The 15118-nt window shown below is 70.3% G+C and carries 12 protein-coding genes and 1 pseudogene; 4 read left to right on the top strand and 9 right to left on the bottom strand.

The window, feature by feature from the left end; translation table 11 throughout:
- Window positions 1–367: 367 nt before the first annotated feature.
- Window positions 368–2143, bottom strand: coding sequence for a glucan ABC transporter ATP-binding protein/ permease (locus JOE48_RS15800; protein WP_210031289.1), 1776 nt, complete (start codon window positions 2141–2143; stop codon window positions 368–370).
- Between the two features lie 236 nt (window positions 2144–2379).
- On the opposite strand from JOE48_RS15800, the pseudogene JOE48_RS15795 reads away from it, so the two are divergent.
- Window positions 2380–3087: pseudogene (locus JOE48_RS15795) on the top strand (flagellar motor protein MotB); the annotation flags it as partial.
- A 13-nt stretch (window positions 3088–3100) separates the two neighbouring features.
- Here JOE48_RS15795 and JOE48_RS15790 read toward each other — a convergent pair.
- On the bottom strand, window positions 3101–3580 hold the full coding sequence (locus tag JOE48_RS15790; protein WP_210035822.1) for a CAP domain-containing protein: 480 nt from the start codon (window positions 3578–3580) through the stop codon (window positions 3101–3103).
- A 192-nt stretch (window positions 3581–3772) separates the two neighbouring features.
- On the opposite strand from JOE48_RS15790, the gene JOE48_RS15785 reads away from it, so the two are divergent.
- Entirely contained in the window at window positions 3773–4846 is a 1074-nt protein-coding gene (locus JOE48_RS15785) for a diguanylate cyclase domain-containing protein (protein ID WP_210031287.1), read from the top strand.
- Here JOE48_RS15785 and JOE48_RS15780 read toward each other — a convergent pair.
- Window positions 4799–7504 carry a DUF3772 domain-containing protein gene (locus tag JOE48_RS15780; protein ID WP_210031286.1) on the bottom strand — a complete coding sequence of 902 codons (2706 nt, stop codon included), beginning with the start codon at window positions 7502–7504 and terminating at the stop codon, window positions 4799–4801. The two genes, JOE48_RS15785 and JOE48_RS15780, sit on opposite strands and share 48 nt — an antisense overlap.
- 523 nt (window positions 7505–8027) lie before the next feature.
- Between JOE48_RS15780 and JOE48_RS15775 the strand changes: the two genes are divergently transcribed.
- The gene (locus JOE48_RS15775; RefSeq protein WP_210031274.1) at window positions 8028–8576 is read left to right on the top strand and encodes an HNH endonuclease; all 549 of its coding nucleotides are present in this window, start codon (window positions 8028–8030) and stop codon (window positions 8574–8576) included.
- A gap of 33 nt (window positions 8577–8609) precedes the next feature.
- On the opposite strand, the gene JOE48_RS15770 is transcribed toward JOE48_RS15775, so the two are convergent.
- The 4 genes from JOE48_RS15770 to JOE48_RS15755 all read right to left on the bottom strand — a co-directional run bounded on the left by JOE48_RS15770 (window position 8610) and on the right by JOE48_RS15755 (window position 12198).
- Window positions 8610–8849: a hypothetical protein gene (locus JOE48_RS15770; protein ID WP_210031270.1), complete on the bottom strand. Its 240-nt coding sequence runs from the start codon at window positions 8847–8849 to the stop codon at window positions 8610–8612.
- A gap of 26 nt (window positions 8850–8875) precedes the next feature.
- On the bottom strand, window positions 8876–9796 hold the full coding sequence (locus tag JOE48_RS15765) for an outer membrane protein (protein WP_210031269.1): 921 nt from the start codon (window positions 9794–9796) through the stop codon (window positions 8876–8878).
- 87 nt (window positions 9797–9883) lie between these two features.
- The gene (locus JOE48_RS15760) at window positions 9884–10963 is read right to left on the bottom strand and encodes an IS630 family transposase (protein ID WP_210031261.1); all 1080 of its coding nucleotides are present in this window, start codon (window positions 10961–10963) and stop codon (window positions 9884–9886) included.
- Window positions 10964–11205: 242 nt separating this feature from the next.
- A complete protein-coding gene (locus JOE48_RS15755) occupies window positions 11206–12198 on the bottom strand; it encodes an outer membrane protein (RefSeq protein WP_210031260.1) in 993 nt (330 codons plus the stop codon).
- A gap of 296 nt (window positions 12199–12494) precedes the next feature.
- On the opposite strand from JOE48_RS15755, the gene JOE48_RS15750 reads away from it, so the two are divergent.
- Complete coding sequence (locus tag JOE48_RS15750) at window positions 12495–12833, top strand: MmcQ/YjbR family DNA-binding protein (RefSeq protein ID WP_210031259.1); 339 nt, start codon at window positions 12495–12497, stop codon at window positions 12831–12833.
- Window positions 12834–12837: 4 nt separating this feature from the next.
- Here the strand turns inward: JOE48_RS15750 and glmM are convergent, their stop codons facing one another.
- Complete coding sequence (gene glmM, locus JOE48_RS15745) at window positions 12838–14178, bottom strand: phosphoglucosamine mutase (protein ID WP_210035821.1); 1341 nt, start codon at window positions 14176–14178, stop codon at window positions 12838–12840.
- A gap of 139 nt (window positions 14179–14317) precedes the next feature.
- Window positions 14318–15064: a sulfite exporter TauE/SafE family protein gene (locus JOE48_RS15740; RefSeq protein ID WP_210031257.1), complete on the bottom strand. Its 747-nt coding sequence runs from the start codon at window positions 15062–15064 to the stop codon at window positions 14318–14320.
- Window positions 15065–15118: the final 54 nt, after the last annotated feature.

Below are 15118 nucleotides of genomic sequence, written 5' to 3'. Positions count from 1 at the left end.
CCTAAGTCGCGGGTCGCACGGGCGGGCGAGCTGGACGCAGGAGGGTTTTCCGGTCCGTCGCCCGCGCTCGTCACCGCTCTGTGGTCGCGGTCTCCGCCGCCGATCGCGAAGGCGGTTGGGGTTGCCGGCGCAGAGGAGCCGCCGTGCCGCTGTCCCCGTGGATCCCGGGATTGCCGCCCGTCCGGTTGCGGGACCGAACCTGCCGCGAGGCAGTGGCCCGGGACTCGGCGCCCGACACGCCTGTCGTTCAGCACGCCAAATGCAAACGCGCGCCGGAGCTTCGCCGCGGCGCGCGTCTGATATTGGTCTCAGGAGACAGGCCGTCCCGACCCGCGGCATCCGGCGGGTCGGAACGCGGGAAGGGTCCTCACGCCGCCAGCGCCAGCCCTTCGTCCTCCTCCGCCTGGGCGGCCATGAACTGCGCCCGGGCGAGTTCGGCGAAGCGGCCCCCCTCGGCCACCAGCTGGTCGAAGGTCCCGGCCTCGACGATCCGGCCCTCGTGGAACACCAGGATGCGGTCGGCGTCGCGGATCGTGGCGAGGCGGTGGGCGATCACAAACGTGGTCCGCCCCGCCATCACGGTCTCCAGCGCGCCCTGGAGCTTGCGCTCGGTGGCGGCGTCGAGCGCCGAGGTCGCCTCGTCGAGGATCAGGATCGGCGGGTTCTTCAGGAGCGCCCGGGCGATCGAGAGCCGCTGACGCTCGCCGCCCGAGAGCGACCGGCCGCGCTCGCCGATCACCGTGTCGAGCCCGTTGGCCTGGCGCGCCAGGAACGCGCTGGCCTGCGCCCGCTCCAGCGCGTCGAGCATCTCGGCGTCGGTGGCGTCGGGGCAGCCGACCTGCAGGTTCTCGCGGATCGAGCGGGCGAACAACATCGGCTCCTGGAACACCACGCCGATGTTGTGGCGCAGGGACGCGAGGCCGACGTCGCGGATGTCCATCCCGTCGATCCGGATCGAACCGGAGGCCGGATCGAAGCTGCGGTGCAGGAGGCCGAGCGTCGTCGACTTGCCGGAGCCGGTGGTGCCGACCAGGGCGATCGTCTCGCCGGGACGCGCCGTGAACGAGACGCCGTCGAGCGCCTGACGCCGGCCGTCGTACGAGAAGGCGACGTCGTCGAAGGTGACCGCACCCTCGAACCGCGCTACCTGCCGGGCGTGCGGCCGGTCGGCCACGGCCGGGACGGTGTCGTAGATCTCGAAGAACTCGGCGATCTTCGGGGCCTGCTGGAACAGGCCGTTGACGAAGCCGACCACGTGGTCGAGCCGGGCCACGAAGGCGGTGGCGAGGCTCATGAAGGCCACGACCTCGCCCACCGTGGTGGTGCCGGCCTGGTAGAGCCAGATGCCGGTGACGAAGATCGCCGTCATGGTGATGGTCGCGGAGGCGCGCGTCGCCACGTTGGCGAGCGCCCACCAGGACAGGACCGGGATCTGGGCGGCCAGCAGGTTGGTGATGATGCCGCGCATCGCGTCCTTCTCGGCCTTGGCGCGGGTGAAGGACTGGATCACCGCGACGTTGCCGAGCGCGTCCGAGGCGTGGGCGGCGAGCCCCGAATTGAATTCCTCGACCTGTCCCTGGAGCGTCTCGGTCCGGCGCATCACGAAGGTGGTGAGCGCCGTGAAGGCGAGAACCAGCACCACCAGGATCGAGCCGAGCTGCCAGTTGATGAACAGGGTCATCGGCAGGAGCACGCCGAGCGAGACCAGGGCGACGAGGTGGTCGCGGAAGAAGCCGAGCCACAGCCACGCCATCCCGTTGGTGCCCTCCAGCATCGCCTTCAAGACGCGGCCGGAATGGTTGGCCGAGTGGAAGGCGAGCGGCAGGTCGAGGACGTGCTCGAAGTAGCTTGCCATGGAGGACAGGCGGTTGCGGTGCGCGAGCCGGTCGGCGTGGAGCGCGATGAACACGCCCGCCGCGATGGTGAAGAAGCCGAACGCCACCCAGGCGGCGAGCAGGGGCAGCATCGTGCCCATGGCGTCGCCGCCGCGCTTGAGGTGGGTCAGCTGGTCGATGATCCGGCCCATCAGCAGGGGCTCGGCGAAGGCCGCCACCGCCAACACGACGTTGGTGGCGGCGAGCCCTATGGCCAGCCGCCGCTCCGCCGTCAGAAATCCCAGGACCCGCCCGTACAGACGAACCATCGTACCGCTCCGCCACCCCTGGCGCGGCCCGTGTGACCCGGGTCTCACGCCTTCACCGAGGAAATCTGCCCGGGCGACACCAGCGCCGGACCCGGGTCAAACCCCTCGTACGACAGGGCTATGCCAGCGCCCGCCTGAACGGGCGATGACGGGCCGGTACAGGCTCGAAACAGTCTCCTTTACGGTTCGTTCAGAAAGCTTTCCTGACCTTGTCGGCAACCGGCCGATCTGCGCCGAAGATGCAGATGGTGGCGGGCTCGATGCGCGACGCCTTCGGCGTCAACACGGACTCGAAATTGGCCGGCATCATCGAGTCCGAGGGCCTGCCGGCCGCCGACCACGTCAAGCACCTGCGCGACATCCCCCCGGAGCAGGCCACCGACCGGACGGCGCCGCCGAAATTCGACACGAGCAGCGCGTTCGGCCTGCCCGACACCGGCGCGCCGGAGAATTTCGGCCTCGCGGCCGCTTCCCTGCGGCAGGCGCTGCAGAGCCTGCCGGATTTCGCCGAATTGTCGAAGAACGTCGTGATGGCCCGGACCGAGCAGGGCCTCGCCGTGTCGAGCGTCGATCAGGACGGGCGCTCGATGTTCCCGGAGGGCTCGAGCCGCCGCAACGCGCACACACGGCGCCTGCTGGAGACGCTCGGCCCGGCGCTCCGCCAGATGCCGAACCGCATCGCCGTCACGGGCTGCACCGCGACCGACCGGCCGGCGCAGCGACCGGCGGCCCCGCCCTGGGAGCTGTCGGCGGGCCGCGCGGTCAGCGTCCGGGACATCCTGGCCGGCTCGGGCGTTCCGGACGACCGGTTCGCCCCGGTGGCCGGCAAGGCCGACACCGAGCCGATGTTCCCCGACACCCCCTCCAGGCCGGCCAACCGGCGCGTGACCGTGACCCTGCTCAAGGAGGCCCCGCCGGTCCCGAACGTCAGGGGGCTGCCGTGACGGCGCTCCTCGCCTACCGGGCGGTGAGCAGCGCCCAGTACACCTTGTACTTCGAGCCCGGCGCGTAGGCGGTGGCGATGCCCATTTTGCTCGCCCGGGGCGCCAGCATGGTGGCATCGTGCGGCGGGCTCTCCCGCCAGCCGGAGAACGCCTCGGCCAGGGTCTGGTAGCCGGCCGAGAGGTTGGCGTTCACGTCCGAATAGCCGAGCCGCTCCACCGCGCCCTTCACGGTCTGCGCCCGGCTCGGCCGGTCGGCCAGCGCCATGGCGGCCGCCTCGGCCTCCGCCAGCCGCTGCAATTCGGGATCCACCACCAGCGGCGGCGCGCCGCGGTTGCGGCGGTAGGACGAGATCATGTCGCGGGCCGCATCGACATCGATATGGGCGCTGTTGTTCGCGAGCGGCAGGTAGATACTCGGCAGCGCCGTGCTGCTCGGCGGCTGGGCGGCACAGCCGCCGAGCAGCGCCGCCGCCAGCGTGGCCGGGCCGCCCATCCGGAACCTGATTCCCATCCTGATCCGGCCGAGCCCGCGCCCCGCATGCCGACCGTCCCGATCGCGTCTCGTCACGACTGACCCATCCCTGCGACGGCCCTGCCGCCCCGGCGGCATATAGGGGCTGCCGCGCGGCCGTACATCGGACGGTTAGGGCTTCCTCAAAGGCCTTCCGTCTAAAATGGCACCCCGATGACGACCGAGCATTCCTTGGCCCTGGTGGACTCCCCACGCGACCGATCCGTCGGCGGGCGCGCCGACTTCTCGGCCGCAGCCGAAGCGGCCGCCGAAGCCGCGGCCGCGTGTGCCCTGCGGCGGACGATCATCCGCCAGCAGTCCGGCCTGCTGGCGCGTCACGAGCGCGCCCTGGCGGCCGCCGGAATGGGCCTGTGGTCCTGCCGCCTGCACGACGGCGCCCTCGACTGGTCCGGAGGCGTCCACGACCTGTTCGGCGTCGCCCGAGGCGCGGCGCTGCACCGGCCCCGGATCCTGGACCTCTACGAGCCGGCCTCGCGGCGCCTGCTGGACACGATCCGGCACCGGGCGATCGCCCGGAGCGGCGCCTTCGTGCTCGATGCCGAGATCCATGCCGGAGGCCGGCAACGCTGGATCCGGATCCGCGCCTCGGTCGAGACCACGGACGGGCGCCCCACCCGCCTCTTCGGAACCAAGCAGGACATCACCGAGGAGATCGCCCGGCTGGCCGAGCTGAGCCGGCGCGCCGAGCGCGACCCGCTCACCGGGCTGGCGAACCGCCGCGGCTTCGAGGCCCTGTTCGAGGCCGGGACGGCCGGCTCCGGTCCGGATCCCCTCGGCGCCCTGCTGCTGATCGACCTCGACAGGTTCAAGCCGGTCAACGACGTCCACGGCCACGCGGCCGGCGACCTGTGCCTCCGGCGCTCGGCCGCGCGGCTGGCCGCCGTTTGCCGGGACGCAGCGCTCGTGGCCCGCATCGGCGGCGACGAGTTCGCCGTGCTCCTGCGGGCGCCCGTCGCCCCGTCCGCGTTGGTCGCGTGCGGTCGGCGCATCGTCGCCGCCCTGAGCCGGCCGATCCCGTATCGCGGCCAGGGGCTGCTGATCGGCGCCTCCGTGGGGATCGCCGTCGGGATCTCCACGGGGTGCGGCGGCCGCGCCCAGCTGTTCGGCCGGGCGGACGCGGCGCTCTACGCCGCCAAGGATGCGGGCGGGAACACCGTCCGGGTCGCCCTCGGCGGCCGGTCAGGCGCCGGCGGTGCGGAGGCCGCGGTCGCGCTGGGGCCGGGCTGAGTCGCCGCCCTCGGAGGCCGGCGCCGCAATCCCGAAGCGGCTGGCGATCTCGCCCATGGCGCTCTGCATCGTGTCGAGACCCTGCACGGTGACGATGCTGGAGCCGGGCCCGAGCGGCGGGATGAAGCCCGCCCCCGACAGGGTCGCGAACACCGCGAAGTTCAGGTCGGTCAGCACCTTCTGGCCGAGGCTGACGTCGGTGATCCAGACCAGCAGCTCGAATTCCAGGAAGGGGTCGCCGATCTTCTTGAACACCACCCGGGGCGCGGGATCCTTGAGCACGTCGGCATGCGCTTGCGCGCAGGCCGTGATCATCTCGGCGGCGCGTACCGGATCCTGGTTGCGCAGGACGCTGACCGTGATGCTCACCCGCCCCGAGCGGTCGCCCCGCACCCGGTTCTTGACCACCCCGGAGATCAGGTTCGAGTTCGGCACGATCACGGCCGAGCGGTCGAAGGTCTGGATCTCGGTGGACCGGACCGAGATCCGCTTCACGATGCCCTCGGAATCGCCGATCACCACCTGGTCGCCGACCCGGATCGGGCGCTCCCACAGGAGCAGCAGGCCGGAGACGAAGTTGTTGACGATCGATTGGAGGCCGAAACCGATACCCACCGACAGGGCGCCGGCCACGATGGTGAGCTTCTCCAGGCTCAGGCCCAGATACGAGAAGGCGAGCGCCAGCGCGATCAGGAAGCCGCAATAGCCCGCCACCGTGGTGATCGAGTTGCGCAGGCCGGCGTCGAGATCGGTGGCCGGCAGGTAGGTGTTCTCCAGCCAGCGCTGCACGCCGCGGGTGATGAACACGCCGAGCACCAGGATGCCGATCCCGAGGGCGATGCTCGAGAGCGAGATCGTGACGTCGCCGACCTTGAAGCCGAAGAAGGCCTGCCGGACCGAGGAGAGGATGTCGGTGGAGTCGAGTCCCCAGGGCGCCAGAACCAGGACCGCCGCCGCCAGGAACAGGACGAGCCGGGTCGCGCCGGTCGCCAGGACCGAGATCTGGTTGAGCGAGCGCTTGCGCAGGCCGGTATTGGCCTGGAGCGTAGTGGCGAGCCGGGTCTCGTCGCTGAGCGCGCGGCCGACGAAGATGTCGACGCTCTGGACCAGCAGGTAGAGCAGCACGAGGACGGCCGCGTCCCAGATCAGCTGGTCGATCAGGAAGGCCGCGAAGGCGACGTAGCCGACCAGCGCGCCGAGCCCGATCAGCGCCACCGCGGCCCAGCCCAGGAGCCGCGCCGGCCCGCCGATGCCCGTGGTGGTCTTGGTCGGCACGTAGGGGCCGAAGCAGGCCTCCTCCTCCTGCTCGGTATCGGCGAAGCGGTGGAGGCCGACTGCGAGGATCAGCGCCGTGGCGACCGCCCCGAGGCCCCGCGTGGCGATGGAGATCGGCAGGGCCGCCGAGATCCCGGAATTCAACGCCTCCACGGACTTCACCACGGTGATCACCGTGGCGATGCCGACCGCGAGCCGGGTCAGGCGCGTGGCCGCCGCGTCGCCCACCGGGGCGGGGCGCCAGGCCGGCTTCTCGGGGCTGAGCAGCCCGTCGCACAGGGCCTCCACGAAGGCGATGAAGGCGAGGCCGCCGAGGATCGCGGCGGCGACCGGGAGCAGCCGCGACGGCAGCAGGTTGGTGGCGTCGAGGGCGTAGTAGACCGCGTAGGATCCGGCCACCGCCGGCACGGTGCCGAGCAGGATCACCCGCCAGGCGGCCAGCATCACGGCGCGCCGCGACGGATCGGCCTTGCCGGCGTCCCGGCGGGCGCCCTTGGGGGCGATGTTGCGCCGGCCGAAATACAGCGCGACCGAGATCCCGAAGGCGAGCCCCAGGAACAGCAGGTTGGCGAGGCTGCCGTTGCGGGAGAACAGCAGGCCGATGTCGGAGACCGCGCTCTGGAGCGCGCGCGTGTCCCGCGGCACGTCGGCCATCACCTTGGCCCAGAGGCCGGGGCCGGCCAGGGGCTGGGAGCGCTGGAACAGGTCGCGGGTGAAGGATTCGCGGCGGCGGTTCGAGACCCGGTCGACGATCTGGTCCCCCTGCACCACCAGGGAGCGGGCGAGGCGCTGGGTCTCGTCGATGCGCGTGACCGCGGCCTCGCGCTCGACGCGCTGCTCGGCGACGTCGGCGCTCTCCTGGGTGTCCTTCGGCTTCGGCCCGAGCTGGGCCAGCCGCTCGCGCGCGGCCTCGAGCGGCGCGTCGAGCCGCGTGACCAGGCCGCGGATCTCGTCGGTGACCGTGGCGGCGCTGTCGCGGATGGCCGTGAGGTCGGCCACCGTCAGGTCGGTATGCCCCAGCTGCTTCTCGCGGGCATCGAGCTCGGCCTTGGCGGCCTCGAGCTTGGCGCGCACGATCTTGAATTGCTCGGGAACCTCGGCCGGGGCGGACGCGTGCGGGGCGGCAGCGGTGTTGCCCTCCGGCTTCGCGTTGGGCGCCGTGTTGGGCGCCGTGTTGGGCGCCTTGCCGGGCGTCGTGGGGCCGGCGGCAGCCTTGGTCTCCGGCGCGGCCGGCGCGGCCGCCTGCGCGAGGGCTGGCCGCGAGGCGCCCGCAGGAATCCCGAGCACAGGAATCCCGAGCACCAGAGCGGCGAGTAGGGCGAGCGTGCGGGACGGGCGTGCGCCGTTCCGCGGCGTCCGGGCACGCGCTGGCGTACGGGGCATGGGCAACCTCTCGTCGGGTGCGCCGGACGCGCGGGCTGGTCCGGCATCGGCGAATCAGCGGCGATAGGGGACCGGGCGGGCCTCCTGGCGGCCGGGTGCTCTGGGCGAGCAATGGGGCGAAACATTGCTCCTGCACGGTTCGGGCCGGATTCGACGGCCGCCGGCCTGGCCCTGGGTGCGTCCTGTGGGTGCGTCCCTGGGCCCGCCCGGAAAAGCTTCACAAGGGTGTCACGCTGGGATTAGATGAACACCTGATGGACAGGGCCTTTTCGTCATTACGCGAAAGGGCACGGCCGGTGACAGCGCCGGCCCGGCCCGGCCGCGTTCCGGATGTGACCGCCCCGACTGGCGCCCCTGCGCGCCGGCCCGCAGCCCTGTTGCTCCCTCCGCCTCTCCCGCAAAGCCGACGCGTCGCGCGCCGGCCCGTCCTGCATCGGCCCCGGGCCGGTTCGGACGGGCCGGTGAGGCGGCGGCGTGGTCCCGCGCGTTATCCGCGTCAGAGATAGTCCGAAGAGTCGCGCCGATGATGGATCTCCAAACCCTCGTCCTCAACGCGGATTATCGGCCGCTCTCGTATAATCCGCTCTCCCTCTGGTCGTGGAAGGACGCGTTCACGGCCCTGTTCCTCGACCGCGTGACCCTGGTGGCGAGCTACGACGTCGAGGCCCGCTCGCCCTCGCGCTCCTTGCGGGTGCCGAGCGTGGTGGCGCTCAAGAACTACGTGGCCTTGGCCCGCAGCCCGGCCTTCACCCGCTACAACATCTACCTGCGCGACGGATTCAGCTGCCAGTATTGCGGCCTGCGGCTGCCCTCGGGCGGCCTGACCTTCGACCACGTGGTGCCGCGCTCCCGGGGCGGCCTGTCGAGCTGGGAGAACGTCGTGGCGGCCTGCTCGCCCTGCAACCTGCGCAAGGCGAACCGCACGCCGCACGAGGCCGACATGCCGCTGATGACCGAGCCGCGGCGGCCGACGCGCTACGAGCTGCACCACCGGCAGCCCGAGTTCGACCACCGCCAGTATCACCACACCTGGCTCGACTACCTGTACTGGGACAGCGAGCTGGAGAGCTGAGGCGGGGCCGCCGCGGCACTCACCAAGCCAGTCTCACCAAGCCGGCCCCCGGCGGGGCGGCTCGTTGTACATCGGGATGTTGTGGTTGCGCGGCAGGTAGCCCCGCACCAGCACGGGCGGCGGGACCACGGGAACGACCCGGACCGTGCTGCGGAAGCGGACCGGGCGCGGCCCGCGCCGGTCTCGAGGCCAATCCGCCGCGCCGGCGGGCTCGAGGAGCGGGCCGGCGACGAGCAGCAGGGCGGCGATGCAGGCGGCGCGTGAGATTGGCATGGGCAGGCTCCCGCCGAAGCACGGCATCAGAACTTGACCGCCGCGCCGCCGCGGACGGTGTTCAGGTTGACCTTGTGCCCGTCGAAGGCATTGAAGATCACGTACTGATACTCGGCGCGCAGCAAAATATTCGGCGTAATGGCGTACTCGATACCGGTGCCGGCCGAGAAACCGCCGACGACCTTCGTCTTGGTGCGGTTGAACACGTCCGGAGCGAGGAGCCCGACTTCCGGGTTGTTCGGGTCGAACGCGCTGTAGCCGTAACGTCCGACATAGGCCGGCTTAGAACCGTCCGCGATCGCCTGGTTCGCCTTGTAGGTCGCCTGGTCGTAGCCGGCCACCTGCACGGACACGCGGTCGGTAATCTGCGCCGAGCCGATCGCGAACCCGCCCGTCACGAAGGGAAGGAAGTTGCCGAACGCGTATCCCGCCCGGGCGCGCAGCGTGGCGTAATCGTCGAGCTTGGTGCTGGAGGTGCTCGCGAGGTGAACGTAGTTCACGAATCCGTCGCTGGTCACCATCTGCCGGCCGATGCTGTCGCGGACCGCTCCGCCCGAGCCGAAATGCGTGTAGTCGGCCTCGATCCCGAGGACGATCTCATCGAACTGCATGTTGTAGCCGGCCAGGGCGCCGAAGCTGGTTCCGTTCACCCGCTGGCTGGCGTTCGACGACAGCAGGGTGGAGACACGGAACTGGCTCTCGACCGTGGTCTGGCGCAGATCGTTGGCGACGATGGGCTGGGCGGTGTTTCCGAAGCCCAGGCTGGTCGAGGTGAAGCCGCCGTGGCCGCCGACATAGAAGCCGCTCCAGTCGATCACCGGGACCGGCGCCGCGACCGGGTCGTACTCGGCGCCGCGCAGGTAATCGTAATCCAGATCGGCGGCTCGGGCGGTGGTCACGCCGCAGAGACCGAGAACCGCCAGCAGCGGAAAGGTGACGGTACGCATCGGGATCGTCCTGGGACTGAAGAGATGGACGGCGGATCGAGCCTCGATTGATTGGTAGATGAGTAACCTTAATTGTCCGTTGCTAACCTAGTGGTGCGAGTCTAACGCTTGGTGCCCGCGTTTGGCGGCCTGGATGATGCGATCCGGGTCTGCGGTCCAGACAAAGGGCTTCGGTTCCCCATTGCTCTCGGCGATGAAGCGTTTGATGGCGGCCTGGACCTCGACCAGTGATCGGAACATGCCCCGTCGCAGCCGGCGCTTCGCGAGCTTGGCGAAGAAGCCCTCGACGGCGTTGAGCCAGGAGGCGGAGGTGGGGGTGAAATGGAAGGTCCAGCGCGGGTGTCGGTCGAGCCAGGAGCGGACCTTCGGGTGCTTGTGGACGGCGTAGTTGTCCAAGATCGCGTGGACGACCTTTCCGGCCGGGACCGCCGCCTCGACTGTGTTGAGAAAGCGGATGAACTCCTGGTGCCGGTGACGCTGCATGCAGCGGCCGATCACCTTGCCCTCCAGGACGTCCAGAGCGGCAAACAAGGTCGTCGTGCCGTGGCGCTTGTAGTCATGGGTGTGCGTCGTCGGCTGACCCGGCTTCATGGGCAGCGGGGCCTGCGTGCGAGCGAGTGCCTGGATCTGCGACTTCTCGTCGACAGAGAGCACCACGGCATGGGCCGGTGGATCGACGTAGAGCCCGACCACATCGCGCAATTTGGCGGCGAAGGCCGGGTCGGTGGAGAGCTTGAACTGCCGTACCCGGTGCGGCTGCAGGCCGTGCCCGCGCCAGATCCGCTGCACGGACGAGACGCTGACGGATGCGGCCTTGGCCATGGCAGCCGCTGTCCAATGCGTGGTCTCGCCGGGTGGCTCTCCTTGCGTCAGGGCCACCACGCGCGCTGCGACCTCCGGGCCTAGCGGTGGGATGCGCGCTGGCCGTGTCTTGTCTCGAAGGAGCCCACCAATGCCCTCCTGTGCGAAGCGCTCCTGCCAGCGCCAGACTGCGGTCTTGGACACGCCCGCCGCGCGCATGATCGCGTGAGTGCCAAGGCCATCGGCGCTCAGCAACACGATGCGGGCGCGCCAGACATGCTTCTGCGGCGTGTTGCGGTCCGCCACGAGGGCGTCGAGCTGAAGGCGATCCGAGGCAGAGAGCGTGAAGGAGATGCCGCTACGCATCCCGCCAGACTCGCAGGGCACAGCGCAAAACGAAACCCCGGACGGACTCAACCGTCAGAGTTCAACCACTAGATTCCCCAGTCCCGATCCGACCATTCTGGTCTTGGTGCGTGTCAACGGCGGCGCACTTGGCACCCGCGACAGGCCGGAAAGCCCGGCGGGCAGCGCCCGCAACGCGAAACGGCGCGGAGGATCTCCGCGCCGTCGTCAGGCTCACCAGATGGGTCAGGTTCGGTGCGCGATCAGTACTTGCGCACCAGCGGGCCGGGAATCGGCTCCGGCATCAGCGGCGGCAGCGGGGCCGCGACGACGCCGCCGAGGTAGTAGCGCAGGCCGATCTTCACGTCGTGCGCCTCGATGTCCTTCACCTTGATCGCCTGCAGGCTGCCGGTGCAGCAGGGCTCGAAGCCCGCGCCGGTCTGCGCCTTGCCGAGGTTCAGGTAGCGGTAGGCCAGCTCGATCTTGAACGCGTCTGTGACGTTGTAGGCGAGACCGGCATGGAGCGCCCAGGCGAAGCTGCCGGAGGTCTTGTCCTTGTAGAACTTGGTGCTGCTGTTGGTGTTGTAGACCGCGTTGCCGTTGGCGTCGTAGACGGGCCCGTAATTGTAGGAGGGATGTCCGCATCCGCAATCGTAGATCGGGTTGCCGTAATCGTAGCCGTAGGTCGGGCTGGTGAACTGCTGGTTGGTCGAGTAGGACGAGACGTGGTTGAAAGCGTAGCCGACGCCGCCGCCGATGAACGGCGTGATGCCGTACCACGTGCCGAGATCGAAATACGCGTTGGCCAGCACCACCGCGGAGTCGAAGTGGCCGCTCGACTTGTTCACGCCGTGCGACCCGAGGCCGTCATCGAAATCGGGGCCGCGGTAATACTCGCTGCCGCGCAGGCCGGTGGCGTAGCGGTACTCACCGGTGACGTCGCCGCGGAAGAACGGGGTGAACTGGTAGCCGACGCCGACCCCCGCGAAACCGCCGCTGCCGACCTCGTTGCCGAAGGACCGGTTGGATTCGGAATAGCCGGTGTAGTCGTAGGCCTCGCTGTACTTCGGACGGGTGTAGATGCTCGCGCCCACGTCGCCGCGCAGGTACCAGCCGCCACCGACCTCGATCGGCGGGGGCGGCGGTGGCGGGGGCGGCGGCGGCAGTAGATCCGCGGCGGCGGCGAGGCAGGGCGCACCGACGCTCGCCACGAGCGTCAGGCTACGCACCAAAGCGTTCAGCTTGGAGCGGGCCATGGGAATTCCTTCACTGGACACGTGAGCCGGACGCTCCGCGTGCGGTCTCGGGGGTACGGGTGAAGGATGAAAGCAACGTCTTAAATCTGGCTTAACGTTAAATGTTAGGCTTGCGCATTCCCGTCAGCCACGGGGATCCCAGATCTTCAAATTCTACTTGTCTCCGTGGCCATGCTTCGCCATGGACGCGCCCGATAACTGCCGCGGAGAAGCAGCCATGAGCGACGCGGCCGACGCCGTCCCGGTCGAGTGGCGACCGCCAGCCGACCATCCACGTGCGTCCGGTTGAGGCGCCGATGCTCCCCGAGGAGGTGCGCATCCTGGCGCTGATGCTGCCGGAGACCGTGGCGGGTGCCCATAGCGGAAACCCGGATTTCCGCGTCGGCGGCCGGGTGCTGGCGACCCTGTGGGTCGAGGAGGCGCGGCTGGTGGTGCGGCTGTCGCCCGACGATCAGGCAGCCCTGTGCGCGGCCGAGCCGGACCTGTTCACGCCGCTGGACGGCGCCTGGGGCCGCCGCGGCTGGACCAATCTCGATCTCGACCTCTGCGCGGAGGAAACCCTGCGGGCAGCCCTGCTGGCGGCGTGGCGGATGACGGCGCCGGCGGAACTCCGCGCCGCCTACGACCGCGCCTGACCGGTCAGGCCGCGGCCCGGGTGACGGCGTCGACCACCTCGTCGACCACCGCGTTGACGAGGCCACGATCGTCGCCCTCGGCCATCACGCGGATCACCGGCTCGGTGCCCGAGGGGCGGATGACCAGGCGGCCGGTATTGCCGAGCCGCTCGCGGGCGTGCTCGATGGCGCTGACCACGCTGTCCTGCCGCAGGGGCTCGCCGGCCTTGTAGCGGACGTTCTTGAGGATCTGCGGCAGCGGGTCGAAGCAGTGGCAGACCTCGCTCACCGGCCGGTTCTGCCGCTGCACCACGCTGAGGAGCTGGAGCGCCGCCACCAAGCCGTCGCCCGTCGTCGTGTAGTCCGACATGATGATGTGGCCGGATTGCTCGCCGCCGAGATTGTAGCCGTGCTGGCGCATGTGCTCGAGGACGTAGCGGTCGCCCACCGCGGTGCGGGCGAGCGTCAGGCCGAGGCCGCCGAGATAGCGCTCCAGGCCGAGATTGGACATGATCGTGGCGACCACGCCCGGCTGGGTGAGGCGCTCGTCCTCCTGCCAGGAGCGGGCCACGACGGCCATGAGCTGGTCGCCGTCGACCACCTGGCCCTTCTCGTCGACGATCAGCACCCGGTCGGCATCGCCATCGAGCGCGATGCCGATATCGGCCCGGCGCTCGCGCACCTTGTCGATGAGGGCCGCCGGCGCGGTCGAGCCGACATCGCGGTTGATGTTGAACCCGTCCGGCTCGGTGCCGATCGCGATGACCTCGGCGCCGAGTTCCCAGAGGGTCTCGGGGGCGACCCGATAGGCGGCGCCGTTGGCGCAATCGACCACGACGCGCAGGCCGTCCAGGGTCACCTGCCGCGGCAGGGTACGCTTGGCGAATTCCACGTAGCGGGCATGCACGCTCTCGATGCGCTTGGCCCGGCCGAGATCCTGGGAGCCGGACAGGCGCTTGTGCATGTCGGCGTCGATCAGCCCCTCGATCTCGCGCTCGATCGCGTCGTTGAGCTTGAAGCCGTCGGGCCCGAACAGCTTGATGCCGTTGTCCTCGAACGGGTTGTGCGAGGCCGAGATCATCACGCCGAGATCGGCCCGCATGGAGCGGGTCAGCATCGCCACGGCGGGCGTCGGCACGGGGCCGAGGAGCAGGACGTCCATGCCCACCGAGGTGAAGCCCGCCACGAGCGCGGTCTCGATCATGTAGCCGGAGAGGCGGGTGTCCTTGCCGATCACCACCCGGTGGCGATGGTCGCCGCGCTGGAACACGAGGCCGGCGGCCTGCCCGACCTTGAGGGCGAGTTCGGGCGTGATCACCCCGTTGGCCCGACCCCGGATGCCGTCGGTTCCGAAATACTTGCGCACCATGACGTCTCCGGGGCCCTGACGAAGGCCGGACCAGACTTAGCAGATCGCGGCCGGGTCCGGGGGCGGACGCCGTGCCGTGGTGAATCGGTTGCTCCGCGACAAAGGCGGTCGAAATACGGCGGGGGCCGATGCCGCGCTACAGGATCCTCGGCAATGACGCGGCGACGAGGATGACGCCCGAGCCCGTCAGGAGCGTCAGGACCAGCTTGCGGAACCCGGCCTCGCTGATGCCGACATAGGCCCGGGTGCCGAGCAGCGTCGGCACCAGCATGGCGGGCAGCACCACGGCCAGCATCGGAAGCATCGGCCGGGTGACCAGGCCGGTGGCAAGGTAGGAGATCATCGTCACGGTCAGCATCGCGAGATTGAAGTTCTGGATGATCGTGCGCTGCACGTCGCGCTCGTAGCGGCGCAGGGTGCACCACAGGGTCGGGAGCACGCCCGTGAAGCCGCCCAGGCCGCCCATCATGCCGCCGGCGAGGCCGACCGCGGCATCCGCGATCCGGCCCCCGGCCGTGATCCGCGGCAGGTCCCGGGCGAGCAGCATCAGCGGGCACCAGACCATCAGCAGGAGGCCCAGCAGCGCCTTGAACCAATCCGCGTCGAGGCGCGGCAGCAGCAGCACCCCGAGCGGGATCCCGGCGAGGCCGCCGAGCACGAACGGTGCGATGCGGCCGAGATCGAGCCCGCGCCGGACCGTGACGGCGGCCACCACCTGCCCGGCCAGGCCGCCGGAGACGGCCAGCACGGCGGCGAGCTTCGGGTCGATCACCCAGGCCCAGAACGACAGCGCCACCAGCCCGAAGGCGAAACCCGACAGGCCCTGCACGAAGCCGGCGACGCCGGCGCCGAGGGCGACGACGAGATAGGTCGAGACCGGCATGGGGGCTTTTGCGGCGCTGCGTAGGGGCCCTGTCTTTCCGATTCGAGGGGGGAC

Origin of the sequence: Methylobacterium sp. PvR107, assembly GCF_017833295.1 — a bacterium.
Lineage (GTDB): Bacteria > Pseudomonadota > Alphaproteobacteria > Rhizobiales > Beijerinckiaceae > Methylobacterium.
This window is presented reverse-complemented; position numbering and strand designations above follow the sequence as displayed.